This is a genomic window from Janthinobacterium sp. UMAB-56 (assembly GCF_900095265.1).
GTDB lineage: Bacteria > Pseudomonadota > Gammaproteobacteria > Burkholderiales > Burkholderiaceae_D > Janthinobacterium.
Map to the genome: position 1 here is coordinate 139,780 of NZ_LT607652.1, position 19,178 is coordinate 158,957.

Here is a 19,178-nt window from a genome sequence, read left to right on the forward strand (position 1 = left end):
CGTGATTTCCACCGCGTGTTCAAGCACTGTCACGCGGCTGCTGTCGTCGTCGACGCGCACGGTGAAGCGCGTGCCCAGCGCGCGGATGCGGCCATGGCAGGTGGCGATGATGAAGGGGCGGATGCCCGCGTGGTCTGGGCGCGTCTGCACCAATACTTCGCCGCGGCGCAGCGTCAGCAAACGCTCATCGGCGCCATACGCCACATCGACGGCGCTGTCTGTGTTGAGCACCAGCGTGCCGCCATCGGGCAAGGACACTCCACGCCGTTCGCCCACGCCGCTGCGGTAGTCGGCCAGCATCTCATGGCGCAACAGCAGCCAGGCGGCGGGCGTCGCCATCAGTGCCAGCAGTACCTGCACTGCCACGCGGCGCTGCGGCCGGCGCAGCACGGGCACGGCCAGCGCCGGCGGCAGCAGGCTGGCCGTTTGGCCGACCTGTTGCACCTTGCTCCAGGCGCGCGCATGTTCAGGGTCGCGCGCGCGCCATTGGGCCGACGCCGCTAGGTCATCCTGTGTGGCCTGGCCCGACTGCTCCAGCAAATACCATTCGACGGCCTGGCGCGCCACCTTGCGCGACAGCGGAGGATATAGCCGAGCAGCGGCGCTCATGCCGGCAGGTCCGGCGCCAGCAGCACGCATTCGGTCAGCGCCTCGGCCATGTAACGCTTCACAGAGCGTTCGCCGATACCCAGCTGCGCGGCGATGTCCGCATACGCATGACCTTCGATCTGCGCCAGGATGAAGACGGCGCGCACCTTCGGTTTCAAGCCATCGAGCATGGCATCGACCGCTTGCAGCGCCTGCAGAATTTGCGCGCGCTGCTCCGTCGATGGCATATGCTGTTCGGGCAGGGCGGCGAGCGCGGCCAGCCACGCGCGTTCCAGCGACTGGCGGCGCAAGTGGTTGATCAGCAGGTGTTTGGCGACGGTCGCCAGGTAAGCCTTCGGTGCGCGCAGGGCCGGCGTTTGCGGCTGCAATGGCGCGCCGGCCAGCAGGCGCGCGAAGGTGTCCTGCATCAGGTCGGCTGCCTCGGCAGCATTGCCCAGGCGCCGCTGCAGCCAGTGCGCCAGCCAGCCGTGGTGTGCGCGGTAGTGGCTTTCCAGCTGCGTGCGCAGCAGGAGCGAGGGCGCAAACGGACTGTCCGGCATGGCCACGATGGTTACAGCACTGCCAGCGCGACGGCTGCCAGCAAGGCCGCCACGCCGATCATGCGCGCCAGGCGCATGGCCTGGTGCGGCGCGTAGGGCAGCAGCCAGATCAGTAGCAAGCCGCAGCCCGTCAGGCTGCCGACCCAGTAGACCAGGCCATAGCCGCCGCCGGCGATGTGCATGGCCCAGGCCAGGGCGGCTGCCAGCGCCAGCCAGCCGGCCCACTGCAAACGACGGCGCAGCGGCGCGGGCGGTTCGGCGCCGCGCCCGTGCAGGTCGGCGTAGTGGCGATCCATCGCCAGGCACAGCGACGACAGGCCCGCATAGCACAGGGCAAAGACAAGGAAATTGGCTAACAGCTCCATCACGCGGCCTCCATCGTCGTCGCCGGCTTGGCGGCGGGTGTGGTTTTGGCCGCCTTCACGGGCAGCGGTTTTAACTTCAACGCCGCATATGCGAGGCCCAGACCCAGCACCAGCACCACCAGGTCGAAGGCGGCCACCGCCACGGGGCCGCGACCGAGGAACAGGGTCACGCCCAGGTGTGACCCTGTGGTGAAGACGTTCAGCACGGGCAACGATGCCAGCAGGAAGGCGCCGGCGGCCAGTTGCATGCGCCACATGGCGCGTGACGGGCGCAGCTGGGCGATGATGGCGGCCAGTGCCCAGGCGCCGAAGAAGCAGGCGATTTCCTCTTTCGGCCGCTCTTCCATCGTTACCGACAGCAGGCGGTTGGCCCAGAAGTAGGCGCCGAAGGCGATCGGCATGCCGGCGATGGCGCCGATGTTGAGTGCCTCGACCAGGCGCAGGCCGAAGCTGGCGCGCTTGCCGGCGGCCAGCGCCTTGGCTTGCTTCTGGCGCGTCTTGACGGCCCACAGCAGGGCGCCCGTGGCGACCATGGCGCAGCCGGCCAGGCCGGAGAGGAAGAACAGGGCGCGCAGCAGTGGTCCGCCGAAATGCGCGATGTGCAGGCCTACCATCACGCCGTGCGTGGCGGCCGCGCCGGGCTGCGCGTCGCCATCGGTCGACAGCAGCTTGCCGGAAATACCATCGAATTCCATCGACGGCTGCTTCGACGACATGTCGCGTCCACCCGCGCGCGACAGCGTCACGGTGGCATTCGCGTCGCCCGGGTGATTCACGGAGATGCGCTCGACCTTGCCGCCCCACCGCTGTTCCGCCTGGCGCACCAGGGGCGCGAGCGGCGTCAGGGGCGCGGCCACGCCGGCCGGCTTGCTGTCGCCCGAGCGGCCGGGAAACGCTTCGGCGAAGAAGGCATCCTGGTCGCCCTTGTAGGCAGCCGTGGCGCCGGACGGCATGTACAGGAACATCAGGGTGACCAGGCCCGTGTAGGTGATCATGATGTGGTAGGGCAGGGCCAGCACGGCCGTCACGTTGTGCGCGTCGAGCCACGAGCGCTGGCCCTTTTTCGGCCGGAAGGTAAACAGGTCCTTGAAGATGCGCTTGTGCGTGACGATGCCGCTGATGATGGAGACGAACATGAACATGGCGCAGACACCCACGATCCAGCGGCCCCAGATGGCCGACATGTAGTGCAGGTCGAAATGCAGGCGGTAGAGGAATTCGCCGCCCCGCGTCTCGCGCGGCTTCGACAGCACCTCGCCCGTGGCCGGGTCGGCTTTTTCGCTATGAAAATTGCCGCGCCGTCCGCGCTTCTTTTCGCCGGGCTTCGACGGCTTGCTCCAACCCAGCTGCGTGGCGGGATTGCGCTCGCCGGGCAGGCTGATGAACCAGCGCGTGGCGCCGGTGGCGCGCTCCTGCATCGCCCGCTGCGCGACCCTGGCCGCTTCTTCTGTGCTCACCTTGCTGGCGGCGGCGCCATGCAGTTCGGGCTGCATCCACAAGGTGATTTCATTGCGGTAGTAGCTGGCCGTGCCGGCGCAAAACACCAGCAGCAAGATCCAGCAGACGAGCAGGCCGGACCAGGTGTGCAGCCATGCCATCGACTGGCGGAAACCTTCTTTCATGCGAGACTCCAGGATAGTGCGTCCATCGACTGCAGGATGGCGGCGATGACGGCGGCGGGGATTAACAGGCCGAGCCAGGCGCGCAGGGCGCTGCGCGTGGCGAAGACCCACATCACGGCGCAGGTGTAGATGGCAAACGACAGCAGGGTGGCCGTCATGACGGCTTCGGAACGGGCCATGGGCAGGCTGACCGACAGCAGCATGGTGAGCAGCGCTGCCAGCACGTAGCCGCCAACGATGGCCGCCACGCTGCGCGAAGCCACGCCGAGGCGGTAGACGGCGCCTGCTGAGAGGCGCAGACGCGGCATTTTTTCAGTGGTTTCACTATTCGCGTGCGCTTGCATGGTCAGTCGTGATCCTTGCTCGGTGGCAGGGCCGGGCCGGCCGGCAGCGGCGTCGCGCCTTGCGGCTGCACCAGGCTCAGGGTGGTCACGAACATGGCCTGGTCATAGGCTTGCGCGCCGCGCTGGCCGGCTGTCTTGTCCGTGTGCTGTACTTCCAGCACATAGGTACCTTGCCATGGCAGCGGGAAGCTGACCAGGCCTTGCGCATCGCTCCACGCTTCCTTGCCCCAGCCCGATTGCACCACGGCGTTGACCTTGGCTTGCGCCAGCGGCTTGCCCTGGTAGCTGACCTGGAACTGGCCTGGTTGGCCGGTCGGCACCAGGTCCAGCGTCAGCGCGGGCGCTTGCGCCTTGCCGTCGGCGACCAGGCGCGCGGCCGGAATCCATACGCTGCGCGTGCTCTTGCCATCCTTCTTTTCTTCCCACGACGGGTAATTGTCTTCCTCGACGATGATGCTTTCGCCGGCACCCACCTTGCCATTCAGGACGAACGCGCCGGCCGTCTTGCTCGCCTGCAGCGGCTGCGCGCCCTTGGCCGAGATCCATGTCACGTTCTTGATGCTGAACTTGTCCAGCAGGCCGGGCGACGCTTCGCGCAGGTTGTCGCCGAATTCGCCGAAATACACGCTGGCCGCCTTGCCGTCCTGCTGCAGCCAGATCTGGTGCGCGCTGGCCGTGCCGGAAACGAGGGCCGCGCCCAGCAGGGCGGTGGCGAGTACGCCGAGGCGTGCGATGGAAGTGAGGTGCATGGTGTATCCCTTATCTTCTTATGTGAAATGGAAAAAGCGGCCGCGCTCCCGGGGGACAGCGGCCTGCGATGCATCAGTACTGGTAGCGCAGGTTCAGCGCCACGTTGCGCGGTTCGCCGTAATAGCCGCCGTTATAGAAACCCACGCGGCGGAAATACGTCTTGTCGAACAGGTTGTTGACATTCAGGCTGGCCGAGAGTTTCGGGCTGATCTGGTAGCGCGCCATCAGGTTGGCCAGCACGTAGCTGCCCTGGCTGACCCGGATTTTGCTTTTGTTCGGCAGGGTGGCCATCGTCCAGATTTCGTTCTGCCAGTTCAAGCCGCCGCCGATGGTGAGATTGTGTAGCTGGCCCGGCAGGCGGTAGGTGGTCGAGACGCGCAGCATGTTGGTCGGCTGGATGGTGTTGGTCAGCACGCCCTTGCCCGTCTTGGATTTGCTGTGCGTGTAGCCGGCGAACAGCTGCCAGCCGCTTATGGGGCTGCCCGACACTTCCGCCTCGTAGCCGCGGCTTTTCGTGCCCTTGCCCGTCGAGACATAGGGGCGGCTGCCGTCCGGCAGCACAAAGGTCAGCGGCACCGATCTGTCTTCCTCGCCCAGGTTGTCCTGCTTGGCTTCATACACGGCGAACGAGGCGTTCACGGCGCCTTCGAAGAAGTCGCTCTTCACGCCCGCTTCCACGTTGCTGCCCGTGATCGGGTCGAGGAATGCGTTGTTCTTGTCCTTCAGGTTTTGCGGCTTGAACAGGTCCGTATAGCTAGCGTACAGCGAAGTGCTCTTGCTCACATCGAGCACCAAGCCCGCATATGGCGTGACGACATCGTCCGTCTTGTAGGCGGAGCTGCGTTTCACAAAACGGCCCTGGGTATCGTATCGGTCGTTATACGTTTCCCACCTGGAAACGCGCGCGCCGGCCAGCACCTTGAAGCTGTCCGTGACATTGATGCGCGTGGCGATGAAGGCACCGGACTGTTTGGTGGTGGCGACGTCGCGCGCACCCGTGCGCGTGAGCGCCGGCTCGGGTACGTCGCCCGTCCAGTTGCGGAAGTCGGGGATGGTGGTGGCGAACGGCAGCGGATCGGGCAGCAAGGTTTCATTCGTCGTGCCGACGCGCTTCCAGCCGTTCACGCCCAGCACCAGGTCGTGCTGGCGGCCGAACAGGGGGAAGGTGCCGTTGGCCGACAGGTCGAAGTTGTCCTGCTTTTCATCGTAGGGGAAGGCGCCGCTCCAGACTTCCAGGCCGCTGCCGTCGCGTTTCGGATAGCCGCTGCCGCCGTAGAACAGCTTGCCGTTCGAGGAGCTGTCCAGTCGCCCGTAGGCTGCCTTGATCTTCCAGTCGTTGGCGAAGCGGTGTTCGAGGTAGACGTACTTGTTTTCGAATTCGCGCTCCCAGCTGCTCCACTTGGCGGCCATGTTGAACGAGCGGGGCATGTTGGCGGGCGTGCCATCAGAGAAGAACAGCGGCGTGGTGCCCCAGCTCGTGCCCTTCGGCGTATTTTTCTGGTAGTCGATACCGGCCGTCAGCAACGTTGCAGGCGTCAGGTCCGCCTCGACGATGACGGCGCCCACCAGCTTGCGTTCCTTGTACAGGTCCATATAGGAATGGCGGTTCTGGCCCGCGACGACGACGCGCCCGCGGATGCTGCCGTCCGCATTCAATGGCGAGCTGATGTCGCCTTCCAGACGGACCTTGTTCCAGGAACCCACCGTCAGGCCGGCCGAGGCGGCGAAGTCCTTGCCGGGACGCTTGTGCATCATATTGATGGTGGCTGACGGATCGCCATTGCCGCTGACCAGGCCCGTGGCGCCGCGCACGATTTCGATGCGGTCATAGATGGCCGTGTCAAACAGCGCATTTGACCCGGAATTGACGGCGACGCCATCGATCTGGTAGTTGCCGATGGAAAAGCCGCGCGCCGAAAAGTTGGTGCGTTCGCTATCGTTTTCCTGCACCGTCACGCCCGTCGACTGCACCAGCACCTCTGCCAGGCTGTTCAGGCCCATGTCGTCCATGCGCTGGCGCGTCACCACGGAGATCGATTGCGGCGTTTCGCGGATCGACAGGCCCATGCGCGTGGCCGTGGCCATTTGTTTTGTCGTGTAGGAACCCGTGTGCTCGGTCGATGCCTGGTCTTGCTGGCCCACTACCTTGATCTCGCTCAATGTCGTTTCATCGGGTTTTGTGGGCGCATCGGCGGCCAGTGCCGAGCCGGCGCCCAGCGCTGCCGTCAGCAAGGCGGAATGCACGGCGACGGCCAGCGGACGCAGGGCGATGTGGCCAACGGGTGGGGAAAACGGACCGGTAGCGATACCGGCCAGCGAATGTGCTCGCGCCATGAAACATCCTTCTTCTCGTGTACCCACCGTTGAGCGGCTGGCATTTTTAGTTTGGGAGGCTTGCTTGGCGGTCTTGCCTGGCTGGCGCAGCGTGTCATCCATCCGCGCACCAGTCAGGCAATCGCGTGCAGACTCTAGCGGGAGTTTAAATGTGAATGAGAACTATTCTTATTATAGTGTGGGGTTGCGAGACATGCAAGAGCGAGGTACACCATGGCGTGCAGCCAGCTTAAGCGGTTTACCGCACCGTGGCAGGCGTACAGCGCTTTGCCGCTGGCCTGGCATGCGTTACCATGGGAAGTTAACAAGGAGGCAAGATGGCTATTCAACTCATCAATACCGCGCCGATTGCCGGCCAGCGGCCCGGCACCTCGGGCCTGCGCAAGAAGGTAGCTGTCTTCAGCGCACCGCAATACCTGGAAAACTTCGTGCAGAGCGTTTTTGACACCCTCGGCGACTGCCGCGGCCAGACCCTGGTGCTGGGCGGCGACGGGCGTTACTACAACCGCGCGGCGATCCAGACGGTGCTGCGCATGGCGGCCGCGCATGGCTATGCGCGCGTGCTGCTGGGCAAGGGCGGCATCCTGTCGACGCCGGCCGTCAGCTGCGTCATCCGCAAGCATGGCGCCAGTGGCGGCATCATCTTGTCGGCCAGCCATAATCCCGGTGGCCCCGATGGCGATTTCGGCATCAAGTACAACATCGCCAATGGCGGCCCGGCGCCCGAGATGGTGACGGAAGCCATGTATGCGCGCACACAAACTATCAGCGAATACCGCATCAGCGACGTTGCCGACATCGACCTCGATGCCCTGGGCACCGTGCGTATCGAGCAGATGACGGTCGAGGTGATCGATCCGGTTCTTGACTACGCGGAACTGATGCAGCAGCTGTTCGATTTCGACGCCATCCGCGCCCTGTTTGCGGGCGGGCTGCGCATCTGCTTTGACGGCATGCACGCCGTTTCCGGCCCGTATGCGACGGCCATCCTGGAAGACATGCTGGGCGCACCCAAGGGCAGCGTCATCAACGGCGTGCCCCTGGAAGACTTCGGCGGCGGCCATCCCGACCCGAATCCGGTCAACGCGCAGGAATTGATCGCCATCATGGCCGCCGGAGATGGAGACAATGAGGCGCCGGACTTCGGCGCCGCCTCGGACGGCGACGGCGACCGCAACATGATCGTCGGCCGGCGCTTCGATGTGACGCCCTCGGACAGCCTGGCCATCCTGGCCGCCAACGCCGCCGTGGCGCCCGGCTACCGCGCCGGATTGAAAGGTATCGCGCGCTCCATGCCGACGTCCGGCGCGGCCGACCGCGTCGCCGCCGCGCTGGGCATACCCTGTTACGAGACGCCGACGGGCTGGAAGTTCTTCGGCACGCTGCTCGACGCCGGCATGACTACTTTATGCGGCGAGGAAAGCTACGGCACGGGCTCGGACCACGTGCGCGAAAAAGATGGCCTGTGGGCCGTGCTGTTCTGGCTCAATCTGCTGGCGGTGAAAAAACAATCGGTGGAAGAGATCGTGCGCGCGCACTGGGCCACCTATGGCCGCAATTACTATTCGCGCCACGATTACGAAGACATCGACAGCGCCGCTGCGGCGCAGCTGATGGAAGCCATGCGCGGCCAGCTGGCCACCTTGCCCGGCCAGGTAGTCAATGGCTACACAGTGGCGCTGGCCGACGATTTCAGCTACACCGACCCCGTCGACGGCTCCGTGGCGACGCAGCAGGGCATCCGCCTGATCATGACGGACGGCGCGCGCATCGTGCTGCGCCTGTCCGGCACGGGCACCGAGGGCGCCACCCTGCGCCTGTACCTGGAGCACTACGAAGCCGATCCTGCCCGGCACGCCATCCCGACCCAGGAAGCGCTGGCGGGATTGATCGCCGTGGCGCAAAAAGTGGCGCAGATACGCGAGCGCACGGGGCGCGCTGCGCCGACGGTGACGACCTGACAGGGACAGGCAAAAAAAAGCGCCCACGATGTTCTGTGGGCGCTTTTCCTCAGCATACTGTTAGATCATGCCTTGCCTGGCACCACGGCCTGGCGGTAGTTGTCGACCATCTTGTAGCGCTTCGCATACAGGCCGAAGGCCAGCATGGCGACGGCGGCAAAGGCGGCGAAGAAGAACATCTGGAAGGCCGTCACGCTGATGCCGCTCTCGGCGATCTTGCCGATCACGCCCTCGTTCATGACGCTGCGGTTGACGATCAGCACCCACAGATTGCCCACCGTGGTCGACAGATTCCAGAAGCTCATGATGGCGCCCTTCATCGAGACGGGCGCCTGGCTGTATGCAAACTCCAGTCCTGTCGCCGAGACCAGCACTTCGCCGAACGTCAGCAGGGCGTATGGCAGGATCTGCCACATGATGGAGACGGCGTTGCCGCTGTCGAGGGCCAGCTGCAAGAGGCCAATGACGATCCAGGCCAGCGAGGAAAAGCCGATACCGGCCGTCATGCGGCGCAGGGCCGTCGCTTCCAGGCCGAAGCGGTTCAGCATCGGGTACAGCACCAGGTTGTTGAACGGGATCAGCAGCATCACCAGCATCGGGTTCAGCGCCTGCATCTGCGCCGGCAGGAACCAGCTTGGTTTTTCCATGGTGTTCGCTTGCACGATCCACGTCGAGGCCTTCTGGTCGAACAGCGAGAAGAACGGCGTGACAAGGGCGAAGATGACGAGGATGCGCAACACGGCGCGCACGCCTTCGACGGCTTCGTCGGGGTGGATGCCGCGCGCGCGTTCCAGCTGCATGGCCGTGCCGATGCTGCCGAAGGCCAGCAGCAGTACCAGGGCGGTACATGCTGCAATCACGAAGCCCCATTCGGGAATGCTGTAGAACGCGTACAGGGCGCCGATCACGCCGACGTAGGCTACATACAGGCCCGGACGCGAACCCCCATCGACGCGCGCCAGCAAGGCCGTGCGGGCCACGCGGGTAAACGAATCGGGATTCGGCGGCGCCGGTGGCACGTGTACGTATTTCTTGGCGCCCATCCAGAAGACGATGGTGGCGGCCAGCATCATGACGCCTGGGATGCCGAAGGCGATCGACGGGCCAAAGTCGCGCAGGAACATCGGCATCAGCAGCGAGGCGAAGAAGGAGCCGAAGTTGATGATCCAGTAGAACAGGTCGAAGACCAGCTTGGCCTTGTGCTTGTTGGTCTGGTCGAACTGGTCGCCGACAAACGAGGCCACCAGCGGCTTGATGCCGCCGGAACCGAAGGCGATCAGGAACAGGCCGAAATAGAAGCCGTTGACGCTGTTCTCAAACAGCGCCAGGCAGGCGTGGCCGGCGCAATACACAAGGCTGAGCCAGAAGATAGTGTTGTACTTGCCAAAGAAGCGGTCGGCCAGCCAGCCGCCCAGCAGCGGGAAGAAATACACGCCGATGACGAAGGTGTGGAAGACGTGCTTGGCTTCGCCCGTGCGCTGGTCGATCGGGATCATCAGCAGCAAGGTGCTGATGAGGAATGGCGTCAGGATGTTGCGCATGCCGTAAAAGCTGAAGCGTTCGCAGCCTTCGTTGGCAATGATGTACGGTATTTGCCGGGGCATTTTGCCCGAGGCGGTTTGTGTCTCGGCCGATGACATTGGCTCTCCCCAAGTTTTTTTTGTAAGCCGCGATGCTAAGGCCTGCCGCGTTTGCTTGCAACAGAAAAAACGGCCTGTCCGCTATTTCGCAGGGATTTGTAAGGTATTGATTTTCATAAAGACATTACTTTCGGCACTTGCTCGGGCAGGGCGGGGCAGCCACAGTTGCATTTGCAGCATGCCGTCCGATGCGGGACAGTCTTCCAGGGTAAAACCGCAACTGAGATACAGGGGCAACGCCGCGTGGTTGTCTTGCGCCACGGCCAGGCGCACACGGCCCAGCTCGGCAATGGCGCAGGCATGCGCGATGGCCGCCTGCACCAGTTGCCGTCCCGCGCCTTGCCCGCGCGCCTGCGGCGCGACATACACGCCCCACAGGCTGGCCTTGTCATGCACGACGGCGATCGGTTCGCGGCGCAGGCCGGCAATGCCGATCAATTGTTCCTTGTTGAAAGCGCCAAATATTATTTGGTGGCGAGTGGCGCGCAAGCGTTCGCCGATCTGTGTCAGCGGCAAGCCGCTTTCGGCCGCGTGCGTGGTGCAGAAGGCGGCAGGCAATTCGGCGATGCCGGCCAGGCGCAGCGCGTGGTAGGCGCTGGCGTCGTCTGGTGTGAGGTGGCGGATGGAAAAAGAGGGCATGCTGGCGAGTATCGGGGCAGGACGCAGGAAAGTAAACCTTGCCGTCCACCGCCGCCATCCTTAACATCTGCCGCATGAGACCTGTACCGAGCCCTTCCCCTGATATTGCCGCTGGCGCGGCTCTGACCCCGGCCCGCGAGCGCGCGATGCTGTGGCTGCTCGCGCTGACGCAATTTACCGTCATCATGGATTTCATGGTGATGATGCCGTTGGCGCCCCAGTTGATGCGGGCCTTCGACATTGGCCCGGCCGCCGTCTCGGGCGCCGTCTCGGCCTACGCCTGGTGCGCGGGCTTGTCCGGCTTGCTGGCGGCCACGTATATCGACCGCTTCGACCGCAAGAAGCTGCTGTTGACCATGTTTTGTCTGTTCACCTTGTCGAACCTGGCTTGCGCGCTGGCGCCGAACTTCCATGTGTTGCTGTGGTCGCGTGCCTTTGCCGGGCTGACGGGCGGCGTGCTGGGCGCCATCGTCATGGCCATCATCGGCGACGTGATCCCGGCCGAGCGGCGCGGCGCGGCCACCGGCATCGTCATGACCTCGTTTGCCATGGCGGCCGTGGGTGGCGTGCCCATCGGCGTGGTGCTGGCCGCCCACTTTGGCTGGCCCTCGCCGTTTTTCCTGCTGGTCGTGCTGTCGCTGCTGATCTGGCTGGGCGCGGCGCGCGTGCTGCCCTCGTTGACGGCGCATATGGGCGCGGCCCCCACGCCGCTGCGCCAGGTGCTGCCGAAGTTGCTGGCGCTGCTGCGCGAGCGGCGCCACCTGGAAGCGTTTGCCTTGTCGATTGTCAACATGACAGCGGGCATGCTGGTGATTCCCTTCATTTCGCCTGTGCTGGTGGGCAATATGGGACTGGCGCCGGCCGACGTCACCTGGGTCTATCTGGCGGGCGGCTGCGCCACGATCTTCACGGCACGCCTGATCGGCCGCTGGGCGGACCGGGCCGGCAAGCAGCAGGTGTACCGCTGGGTAGCCCTGCTGTCGATCGCACCGTTGCTGTTCATGACGCACTTGCCCCAACTGCCGTTGCTGGCGCTGATGCTGGTGTTTCCCTTCTTTATGGCATTGGTATCGGGACGCACGATACCGCTGCAGGCGCTGCTGACGACGATACCGGAACCGCACAAGCGCGGTGCCTTTCTCAGCGCCAATTCGGCCCTGCAAAGCCTGGGCAGCGGCCTGGGCGCCTGGTTGGGCGGCTTGAGCCTGCAGACGGATGTGGCCGGCCATATCAGCGGCTATGGCATCAATGGCTGGCTGGCGGCGGGCTTGTCGCTGTGGACCGTGTGGTGGGTGAGGCGCGTGCGCGGTGCGGCGCCGCAAGGGGCGCCGGCGTAGGCTGTTACTGCGTGACGATGCGCTGCATGGGCGCGTTGTCCTTGCGCCATTGTTCCAGGCTGATCAGCTCACCTGTGACGATGTCGTCGACGAGGATGCGCTTGCCGTCTGGCGACACGACAAAGCTTTCCCAGCGGTGGGCCGCGTCCGGCGTGCTTTCGAAAAAGCTCAGCTGATAGCAGGCGACGCCATCGACCGGGCGCGTTTCCGGCGACGTTTCCATCACGGCGCCATGGGCGCGGCCGCCCGACGCTTTTTCGATATGCGCCGACCAGGCCTTGATTTCCGGCAAAGCCATCAGTGCATCGATGGCGCGCGCGTTCTGCTCTTGCGCCGCGGTGCTGGCGCTGGCGCCAGGGCCATTGCCAGTGTGTGGCGCGGATTGCTGGTGCAGGTAAAAAGCGACTAGCCCGGCGGCCAGCAAGCCGGCCAGTATGCCGGCGATGATGGTAGTTTTGGAAGAAGAGGCGCGTGGCGGCATGATGGTGGCGTGAGAAAGAAGGACGATGGCGGCCATGCTAAAGCAAAACGCACAGGCCGGCAATCGCCGGGCTTGCCAAACGGCTTGGCCAGCGGGTTTGCCAAATCCATAGACGAAAAAAAAGCCAGCTTCCGTAGAAGCCAGCTTTCGGGGCTGCCGGGCAAGTACACGCAGCTTTTGCTCTGCCTGTCCTGGCCCGGCAATGCATCCCGGCGCGCCGTCGCCGGCGCTCGGGGATGCCGGACCTTACATCATGCCGTCCATGCCGCCCATGCCGCCCATACCACCCATGCCGCCGCCCATGCCGCCGCCTGCTTTGTCGTCAGCGATTTCGCAGACCATGCAGTCGGTTGTCAGCATCAGGGACGCGATCGAAGCGGCGTTTTGCAGCGCCGAACGGGTCACTTTGGCTGGGTCCAGAACGCCCATTTCCACCATGTCGCCATACGTGCCGTTGGCAGCGTTGTAGCCGTAGTTGCCCGTGCCAGCCAGTACGGCTGCCACGACGACCGAAGCTTCTTCGCCAGCGTTTTGCACGATCATGCGCAGTGGCTCTTCCATTGCGCGCAGGACGATCTTGATACCGGCATCTTGATCAGGATTGTCGCCCTTGACCGTGATGTTGGCGCGTGCGCGCAGCAGGGCTACGCCGCCGCCAGGCACGATGCCTTCTTCCACGGCAGCGCGGGTAGCGTGCAGTGCATCTTCAACGCGGGCTTTCTTTTCTTTCATTTCGACTTCGGTGGCTGCGCCAACCTTGATCACGGCAACGCCGCCAGCCAGTTTGGCCACGCGCTCTTGCAGTTTTTCACGGTCGTAGTCCGAGGTCGCTTCTTCGATCTGTACACGCACTTGTTTCACGCGTGCTTCGATCGAGGCAGCTTCGCCGGCGCCATCGATAACGATGGTGTTTTCTTTGCCCACTTCGATGCGTTTCGCTTGGCCCAGTTCGGCCAGGGTCACTTTTTCCAGGGTCAGGCCGACTTCTTCAGCGATGACTTGGCCGCCGGTCAGGACAGCGATGTCTTCCAGCATGGCTTTGCGGCGGTCGCCGAAGCCAGGTGCTTTCACTGCGCAAGTTTTCAGGATGCCGCGGATGTTGTTCACCACCAGGGTGGCCAGCGCTTCGCCTTCGATGTCTTCTGCGATGATCAGCAGTGGACGGCCAGCTTTAGCGACTTGTTCCAGTACCGGCAGCAGGTCACGGATGTTCGAGATTTTCTTGTCGCACAGCAGGACGAATGGGCTGTCCAGTACGGCAACTTGCTTCTCTGGGTTGTTGATGAAGTAAGGCGACAGGTAGCCGCGGTCGAACTGCATGCCTTCCACGATGTCCAGCTCGTCGTTCAGCGACTTGCCGTCTTCTACCGTGATGACGCCTTCTTTGCCGACTTTTTCCATCGCTTCAGCGATACGCTCGCCGATCGAGTAGTCCGAGTTCGCCGAGATCGCGCCAACTTGGGCGATTTCTTTGGTCGTGGTGCAAGGACGGGCGATTTTCGCCAGTTCTTCGACCGTTGCGGCAACGGCTTTGTCGATACCGCGCTTCAGGTCCATCGGGTTCATGCCGGCGGCAACGAACTTCATGCCTTCGCGCACGATGGCTTGTGCCAGCACGGTCGCGGTGGTGGTGCCGTCGCCGGCGTTGTCGCTGGTGCGGGAAGCAACTTCCTTGACCATTTGCGCGCCCATGTTCATGAGCTTGTCTTTGAGTTCAACTTCTTTCGCTACCGAGACACCATCCTTGGTGACGGTAGGGGCGCCGAACGAGCGCTCCAGTACCACGTTGCGGCCTTTCGGGCCCAAGGTGACTTTGACTGCGTTGGCGAGGATGTTGACGCCTTCGACCATCTTGGCGCGCGCTGCGTCGCCGAATACTACTTCTTTAGCTGCCATGTTCAATTCTCCTGAGTTTCGGGATGTATCTGTCTACAACGTGGAAACAATTACTTGACGACGATCGCCATGATGTCTTCTTCGCGCATGACCAGCAGCTCATCGCCGTCAACTTTGACGGTTTGGCCGGCGTACTTGCCGAACAGGACGCGGTCGCCCACTTTGACATCCAGAGGACGCACTTTGCCGTCGTCGAGAATCTTGCCATTGCCTACGGCAAGGACTTCGCCTTGATCCGGTTTTTCAGCAGCTGCATCAGGAATGATGAGGCCGGACGCAGTTTTGGTTTCCTGGTCGAGGCGTTTGACGATGACGCGATCGTTCAATGGGCGCAGATTCATACAAAACTCCTTAAAGTTCAATGGATAAGTGTTGCTAAATGAATACATGCCTGGCACAGCGCCAGACGTGCTTTCAGTGACCGCCGTTGAAAGCAGCCCGCAACGGTCAAGCAAACCCCCTGTCATTCTGTCCTTGCCTGTATCCGGCAGTGGTGTGCATCGCGGCGTCGCCCGCCGCGTAGCGTTCCCTGCAGTGGTCTGGCAAGCACCGTCAGTCCTGAGGATTGCTACGAAAGAGTTTGTTAGCACTCTCTACTAACGAGTGCTAATTATAGGGACGGTATGGGGCAACTTCAAGGGCTTATTCAACGGAAACCTCTACTTGGATGGTAAGCAGAGCCTGCATCTGCACAGGGTTTGCGCCAGCGCAAGCCGCGTTCCCGGGCGTCAGCAACAGCAGCGACTCTAGCATGCCGTCCGGAGAGAGGGCGTTCCGGTACGCATGGCTAACGAAGTTTTACTATGGAATTTGATAAGATCATTGTAATTGCATATCAATAACACCATTCGCGCCAGAAAGAACACCATGCCATTTCCTGTTTCCCGTCCCGTACTGCGCCTGCTAGGCGCCACCGTCATCAGTTTCGCCTGCCTCGGCAATGCCGCCGCGCAAACGTCCACCATCGTCGACGAGATCAGCGTGGCGACCCTGACACCGCTGGAAAAGAAAATGCTGCTCAATGACTTGTTCAACGATTTGAACAAGGATGATGACGATCAGGAAGCGCATGTGTGGGACAACGGTGGCGACAACGGCGTGCTGGTGAAGGTCACGTATAACTTCAGCAATTCCGGCATGACGGAACACAGCCTGAAGGCGCACGTCTGCCGCGACCTGAAATTCGTCGTCACGGCGGGCGGCAAGTCGCAGGACCTGAGCCGGCGCACCTGTTCGCAAAACAGCGGCAACTGGGATGTGCAGGGCAAGGACCCGGCGCCCGTCGTGTATCCGCCTTTCCTGTCGGACGTCACCATCGCCACACTCAATGCCCAGGAACAGAAAGCCTTGCTGACGGCCGCCGTGCGCACTTTGAAAGAGGAAGAGGATGGCAAGACGCGCCAGTGGAGCAACAAGGGCTTGGGCAATGCGGCGCCGCTGGCAGTGCGCCTGACGCCTTCGCGGACGGACGCCAAACCTGGCAGCTACCACCGTACATGTCGCGACTTGACGATGGTGCTGGACGGCAAGGGCGGACAACAGACGCTGACGCGCCGCTCTTGCGAAAACCGTTATGGCGGACTCGATATCGAGGCCGATTACGTCGACGAGTAAAACGCTGCCATCGCGGCGCTGGTAGATGCGCGCACTTGGCGAAAAGCGCCGGAAAAATCGTGTATTGTCCGCCAACTGCCCTGCATTGATGTAAATATGTGTGACAGCGGCGTGATTCGATTGACGCCCATGGAGCGTCCGCCCTATAGTGGCGGGATGATTTCCGAATTCAACGAATTATCCGACAAGATAGGCCTGCTGGCCGAAATGACCCATGCGCTGCGCCGTGAAAACGCGCAACTGCGCAAGGACAATGCCGCGCTGGCCGCCGAGAACGCGCAGTATGTGCAACGCATGCGCGAAGCGCAGGAGCGGGTGGAAGCGTTGCTGGAAAAAATTCCCGAACTGGTGCAAGCCGGTCTGGAGCAAGCCGCTTCGGAAGCGGGCGCCTATAGTGCCGAGAACGAGAAGGAAGCGTAATGCCGCGTGTCGATGTCAATATCATGGGCCAGTCCTACAGCATGGTGTGCCGCGATGGCGAAGAGCGCGCGCTGCGCGAAGCGGCGATCTATCTCGATAGCAAAATGAAAGCCATCCGCGACGCAGGCAAGGTCAAGGGCAATGACCGCATCGCCGTGCTGGCCGCCCTGGGCGTCGCCGCGGAATTCCTCTCCGTGAAGTCGCCGCAAGGTCCGCTGTCGGAACTGACGATACTGGAAGTGAAGCAAAAGATCTCGGCCATGCATACGGTATTGGATAGCGCCCTGACGCCCCAGGAAAACCTTTTTTAAGCGCATACGCGACGATTTGTCTTTGCGATGCGCAGCCAAAGGAGTAAACTTGAGCCTACCCTGCGGTGTTCGCGATTGCCATATATTCCTTGAACCATTTATGCGCATCGGTTGCGAATTTTGTTTGATGGGAGTGAGCGTCGCTCGTTCGACGAACCCGAAATTGAACTAACGTGACCACCTTGAACCGTTTGGTTCGGGATGCCGGCATAGCGGCACAGGCGGGGCCCAATTTGCACTAGCACTGAAAACGGTTGCCGCATCATGCGCAACCGTTTTTTTACGTCTGTCGCTTTGAAACGGAGTCTAGATGAAACAATACTGGCTGATGAAATCCGAACCCGATGAAGTGAGCATCGACGACCTGATGGCGGCGCCGCAGCACACCATGCCCTGGTTTGGGGTGCGCAATTACCAGGCGCGCAACTTCATGCGTGACGGCATGCAGCCGGGCGATGGCGTGCTGTTTTATCACTCGAGCTGCCCGCAGCCGGGCGTGGCGGGCGTGGCCGAAGTGGCCAGCGGCGCGTATCCCGATCACAGCCAGTTTGAAGAGGGAGGCAAGTATTTCGATGCCAAGGCCACGCCTGAACAGCCGCGCTGGATCAGCGTCGACGTGCGCGGCCTGAAGAAGACGGCGCTGCTGCCCCTGTCCGAGATGCGCCAGATGCCGGAGCTGGAAGACATGCTGCTGTTGAAGAAGGGCAGCCGTTTGTCCATCACGCCCGTGACGCCGGCGCAATGGAAAGTCATTACCGGCAAGCTGGCAAGCTAGCCCTCGACCCGGTTGCGGCCATTCTGCTTGGCCCGGTACAGGGCCCGGTCGGCGGCGGCCAGCAATTGTGCCGGCGTCTGTCCGCCGTCGTGCAAGGCCAGGCCGATACTGGCCGTCACCAGGCCGCCGCGCGACGGCGCTTGGGCGATGGCGGCAGCGGCGATCGCTTCCTGCATTTTCTGCGCCACCGCCAGCGCACCCGCGCGGTCGGTGGCGGGCAGGATGGCGGCAAATTCCTCGCCGCCGAAGCGTCCCACCAGATCACTGGCGCGCGGCAGCGAGGAATGCAGGGCTGCCGCGATCTGCACCAGGCAAGCGTCGCCATACGGGTGGCCGAAGGTATCGTTGAGGCTTTTGAAGAAATCGATATCGATAATCAGCAGCGCCAGTGACTGGCTGTTGCGCGTGGCGCGCTGCCATTCGCCCTGCAGCGCCTGGTCCAGGCAGCGCCGGTTGGCGATACCCGTCAAGCCATCCGTCAGCGACAGCTTTTCCAGCTTGTCATGCGCCGCGCGCAAGGCCAGTTCGCTTTGCATGTAGCGGCTTTGCAGGGTGCTAGAGCGCAGTGCGTGGACCAGCAGGGCGACGAACAGCGACGCCGCCGCCAGGTAGAAATGCGCGTGCATGACGGCAAAGCCCAAACCCAGCAAGGCGGCCGTAAAGAAGATGGGACTGAAATTGTCGATCAGCAAGGTCAGCTTTTGCGGGGTTTGCTGCGCCTGTGGACCTTCCATCCCGTGCTGGGCCGTCGGAACGCGCGTGGTGAGCAGCGCCAGCAGCAGGAACGGCAGGCCCGGCAGCACTTCGCGCCATGCTTGCGCCCCGCCCTGCAAGGTCAGATAGTTATACGCGCCCGCGCAGCCGGCGTAGCAGCATAAAAACACCGTCAGCAGCAGGTAAAAGCGACCCTGCTCGCCATCGCGGCGGTGTGCCAGCAGGCGCAGCGACGCGCAGCAGGCCAGGGCCAGATTTTCCACGTTATAGGTCAGTACCAGCAGGCTGGCGGGAATCGGCGCGATGGTGTGCTGCTCGAATGGCGACACGGAAAAGATGGCCGTATAGGCCAGGTAGGCCGCCAGCAGCACCTGCACGGCGTCCAGCCATTGCAGGGTGCGCGAGGGATGTTCATGCGTTACGGACGAGATGGCCAGCAGCAGGGGCGCGCCATACATGAAATAGGCGAAATCGGAAAAATACGTGGTGTCGGATGCCACCTGTCCGCTCAGGTCTTGCCATGCCGACAATATCATGCCCGTGCTCCAGAACAGCATGGCCACGGCGAACAGGGCCCAGCCTGTCCTGGCGGCGCCTGTCGCGCTGACGTAGGCGCAGCGGCAACAGGCTGCCAGCGCCAGCAGGGGCGCCGCCATGCTGAAGGCATAGCTCACCCACAGGGCGTGCGGGCCGGCCCAGGCCGTCAAGGCCAGTTGTGCCAGCACATAGCAGGCGCCCAGCGCGATCCAGCTTCTCAGTTTTCGTCTGGCGGGCGGCATGGCAGGGCACTCCCCGTTGGCATCGCTATCGTGGCGTCGTGGCATGCC

General features: G+C 63.1%; 19 protein-coding genes and 1 other RNA gene. 7 read left to right on the plus strand and 13 right to left on the minus strand.

What is annotated here, in order from left to right; genetic code table 11:
• The 7 genes from K0F85_RS03655 to K0F85_RS03685 form a co-directional block, all read right to left on the minus strand.
• On the minus strand, positions 1-609 hold a 609-nt coding region (locus tag K0F85_RS03655), incomplete at its 3' end, for a FecR domain-containing protein (protein WP_219114607.1).
• A complete protein-coding gene (locus K0F85_RS03660) occupies positions 606-1,148 on the minus strand; it encodes a sigma-70 family RNA polymerase sigma factor (RefSeq protein ID WP_219114608.1) in 543 nt (180 codons plus the stop codon). The genes K0F85_RS03660 and K0F85_RS03655, both read right to left, overlap by 4 nt.
• Positions 1,149-1,159: 11 nt before the next feature.
• Positions 1,160-1,513: a DUF3325 domain-containing protein gene (locus tag K0F85_RS03665; protein ID WP_257572553.1), complete on the minus strand. Its 354-nt coding sequence runs from the start codon at positions 1,511-1,513 to the stop codon at positions 1,160-1,162.
• Positions 1,513-3,135, minus strand: a complete 1,623-nt coding sequence (locus tag K0F85_RS03670) for a PepSY domain-containing protein (protein ID WP_219114610.1) — start codon at positions 3,133-3,135, stop codon at positions 1,513-1,515. Before K0F85_RS03670 ends, K0F85_RS03665 begins: the two co-directional genes overlap by 1 nt.
• On the minus strand, positions 3,132-3,443 hold the full coding sequence (locus tag K0F85_RS03675; RefSeq protein WP_257572506.1) for a DUF3649 domain-containing protein: 312 nt from the start codon (positions 3,441-3,443) through the stop codon (positions 3,132-3,134). The genes K0F85_RS03670 and K0F85_RS03675 overlap by 4 nt, the downstream gene beginning before the upstream one ends.
• A gap of 38 nt (positions 3,444-3,481) precedes the next feature.
• A complete protein-coding gene (locus tag K0F85_RS03680; protein WP_257572507.1) occupies positions 3,482-4,228 on the minus strand; it encodes a DUF4198 domain-containing protein in 747 nt (248 codons plus the stop codon).
• A 73-nt stretch (positions 4,229-4,301) separates the two neighbouring features.
• Entirely contained in the window at positions 4,302-6,563 is a 2,262-nt protein-coding gene (locus K0F85_RS03685) for a TonB-dependent siderophore receptor (RefSeq protein ID WP_219114612.1), read from the minus strand.
• A gap of 317 nt (positions 6,564-6,880) precedes the next feature.
• Here K0F85_RS03685 and K0F85_RS03690 point away from each other — a divergent pair, with 317 nt between their 5' ends.
• Entirely contained in the window at positions 6,881-8,524 is a 1,644-nt protein-coding gene (locus K0F85_RS03690) for an alpha-D-glucose phosphate-specific phosphoglucomutase (RefSeq protein ID WP_219114613.1), read from the plus strand.
• Positions 8,525-8,589: 65 nt separating this feature from the next.
• Here the strand turns inward: K0F85_RS03690 and K0F85_RS03695 are convergent, their stop codons facing one another.
• Together K0F85_RS03695 and K0F85_RS03700 are read right to left on the minus strand one after the other, a co-directional pair.
• Positions 8,590-10,164: an oligopeptide:H+ symporter gene (locus K0F85_RS03695; protein WP_257572508.1), complete on the minus strand. Its 1,575-nt coding sequence runs from the start codon at positions 10,162-10,164 to the stop codon at positions 8,590-8,592.
• A gap of 81 nt (positions 10,165-10,245) precedes the next feature.
• Entirely contained in the window at positions 10,246-10,803 is a 558-nt protein-coding gene (locus K0F85_RS03700; protein ID WP_219114614.1) for a GNAT family N-acetyltransferase, read from the minus strand.
• 74 nt (positions 10,804-10,877) lie between these two features.
• On the opposite strand from K0F85_RS03700, the gene K0F85_RS03705 reads away from it, so the two are divergent.
• A complete protein-coding gene (locus K0F85_RS03705; RefSeq protein WP_219114615.1) occupies positions 10,878-12,140 on the plus strand; it encodes an MFS transporter in 1,263 nt (420 codons plus the stop codon).
• Positions 12,141-12,144: 4 nt separating this feature from the next.
• Here K0F85_RS03705 and K0F85_RS28555 read toward each other — a convergent pair whose 3' ends face one another.
• The 3 genes from K0F85_RS28555 to groES all read right to left on the minus strand — a co-directional run bounded on the left by K0F85_RS28555 (position 12,145) and on the right by groES (position 14,858).
• Complete coding sequence (locus K0F85_RS28555) at positions 12,145-12,657, minus strand: hypothetical protein (RefSeq protein WP_257572509.1); 513 nt, start codon at positions 12,655-12,657, stop codon at positions 12,145-12,147.
• A 210-nt stretch (positions 12,658-12,867) separates the two neighbouring features.
• Positions 12,868-14,517 carry a chaperonin GroEL gene (groL, locus tag K0F85_RS03715; RefSeq protein ID WP_010400981.1) on the minus strand — a complete coding sequence of 550 codons (1,650 nt, stop codon included), beginning with the start codon at positions 14,515-14,517 and terminating at the stop codon, positions 12,868-12,870.
• Between the two features lie 50 nt (positions 14,518-14,567).
• Positions 14,568-14,858 (minus strand): co-chaperone GroES, encoded by a 291-nt coding sequence (gene groES, locus K0F85_RS03720; protein ID WP_010400979.1) that lies wholly within the window; start codon positions 14,856-14,858, stop codon positions 14,568-14,570.
• A gap of 526 nt (positions 14,859-15,384) precedes the next feature.
• On the opposite strand from groES, the gene K0F85_RS03725 reads away from it, so the two are divergent.
• The 5 genes from K0F85_RS03725 to K0F85_RS03745 all read left to right on the plus strand — a co-directional run bounded on the left by K0F85_RS03725 (position 15,385) and on the right by K0F85_RS03745 (position 17,637).
• Positions 15,385-16,131 carry a hypothetical protein gene (locus K0F85_RS03725; RefSeq protein WP_219114616.1) on the plus strand — a complete coding sequence of 249 codons (747 nt, stop codon included), beginning with the start codon at positions 15,385-15,387 and terminating at the stop codon, positions 16,129-16,131.
• 156 nt (positions 16,132-16,287) lie between these two features.
• Positions 16,288-16,551: a DUF904 domain-containing protein gene (locus tag K0F85_RS03730; RefSeq protein ID WP_219114991.1), complete on the plus strand. Its 264-nt coding sequence runs from the start codon at positions 16,288-16,290 to the stop codon at positions 16,549-16,551.
• Positions 16,551-16,862: a cell division protein ZapA gene (locus K0F85_RS03735; protein ID WP_034747344.1), complete on the plus strand. Its 312-nt coding sequence runs from the start codon at positions 16,551-16,553 to the stop codon at positions 16,860-16,862. Before K0F85_RS03730 ends, K0F85_RS03735 begins: the two co-directional genes overlap by 1 nt.
• A gap of 54 nt (positions 16,863-16,916) precedes the next feature.
• A non-coding RNA gene (ssrS, locus tag K0F85_RS03740) (6S RNA) lies at positions 16,917-17,094 on the plus strand.
• A gap of 78 nt (positions 17,095-17,172) precedes the next feature.
• Positions 17,173-17,637 carry an EVE domain-containing protein gene (locus K0F85_RS03745; RefSeq protein ID WP_219114617.1) on the plus strand — a complete coding sequence of 155 codons (465 nt, stop codon included), beginning with the start codon at positions 17,173-17,175 and terminating at the stop codon, positions 17,635-17,637.
• Here K0F85_RS03745 and K0F85_RS03750 read toward each other — a convergent pair.
• Positions 17,634-19,130 carry a GGDEF domain-containing protein gene (locus K0F85_RS03750; protein ID WP_219114618.1) on the minus strand — a complete coding sequence of 499 codons (1,497 nt, stop codon included), beginning with the start codon at positions 19,128-19,130 and terminating at the stop codon, positions 17,634-17,636. The two genes, K0F85_RS03745 and K0F85_RS03750, sit on opposite strands and share 4 nt — an antisense overlap.
• Between the last annotated feature and the right edge of the window lie 48 nt (positions 19,131-19,178).

Bases quoted from the DNA above. Each gene is read 5' to 3' on its own strand.
- K0F85_RS03660 (WP_219114608.1), bottom strand. From the start codon at position 1,148: ATGCCGGACAGTCCGTTTGCGCCCTCGCTCCTGCTGCGCACGCAGCTG.
- K0F85_RS03665 (WP_257572553.1), bottom strand. From the start codon at position 1,513: ATGGAGCTGTTAGCCAATTTCCTTGTCTTTGCCCTGTGCTATGCGGGC.
- K0F85_RS03670 (WP_219114610.1), bottom strand. From the start codon at position 3,135: ATGAAAGAAGGTTTCCGCCAGTCGATGGCATGGCTGCACACCTGGTCC.
- K0F85_RS03675 (WP_257572506.1), bottom strand. From the start codon at position 3,443: ATGCCGCGTCTGCGCCTCTCAGCAGGCGCCGTCTACCGCCTCGGCGTG.
- K0F85_RS03680 (WP_257572507.1), bottom strand. From the start codon at position 4,228: ATGCACCTCACTTCCATCGCACGCCTCGGCGTACTCGCCACCGCCCTG.
- K0F85_RS03685 (WP_219114612.1), bottom strand. From the start codon at position 6,563: ATGGCGCGAGCACATTCGCTGGCCGGTATCGCTACCGGTCCGTTTTCC.
- K0F85_RS03690 (WP_219114613.1), top strand. From the start codon at position 6,881: ATGGCTATTCAACTCATCAATACCGCGCCGATTGCCGGCCAGCGGCCC.
- K0F85_RS03695 (WP_257572508.1), bottom strand. From the start codon at position 10,164: ATGTCATCGGCCGAGACACAAACCGCCTCGGGCAAAATGCCCCGGCAA.
- K0F85_RS03700 (WP_219114614.1), bottom strand. From the start codon at position 10,803: ATGCCCTCTTTTTCCATCCGCCACCTCACACCAGACGACGCCAGCGCC.
- K0F85_RS03705 (WP_219114615.1), top strand. From the start codon at position 10,878: ATGAGACCTGTACCGAGCCCTTCCCCTGATATTGCCGCTGGCGCGGCT.
- K0F85_RS28555 (WP_257572509.1), bottom strand. From the start codon at position 12,657: ATGGCCGCCATCGTCCTTCTTTCTCACGCCACCATCATGCCGCCACGC.
- groL (WP_010400981.1), bottom strand. From the start codon at position 14,517: ATGGCAGCTAAAGAAGTAGTATTCGGCGACGCAGCGCGCGCCAAGATG.
- groES (WP_010400979.1), bottom strand. From the start codon at position 14,858: ATGAATCTGCGCCCATTGAACGATCGCGTCATCGTCAAACGCCTCGAC.
- K0F85_RS03725 (WP_219114616.1), top strand. From the start codon at position 15,385: ATGCCATTTCCTGTTTCCCGTCCCGTACTGCGCCTGCTAGGCGCCACC.
- K0F85_RS03730 (WP_219114991.1), top strand. From the start codon at position 16,288: ATGATTTCCGAATTCAACGAATTATCCGACAAGATAGGCCTGCTGGCC.
- K0F85_RS03735 (WP_034747344.1), top strand. From the start codon at position 16,551: ATGCCGCGTGTCGATGTCAATATCATGGGCCAGTCCTACAGCATGGTG.
- K0F85_RS03745 (WP_219114617.1), top strand. From the start codon at position 17,173: ATGAAACAATACTGGCTGATGAAATCCGAACCCGATGAAGTGAGCATC.
- K0F85_RS03750 (WP_219114618.1), bottom strand. From the start codon at position 19,130: ATGCCGCCCGCCAGACGAAAACTGAGAAGCTGGATCGCGCTGGGCGCC.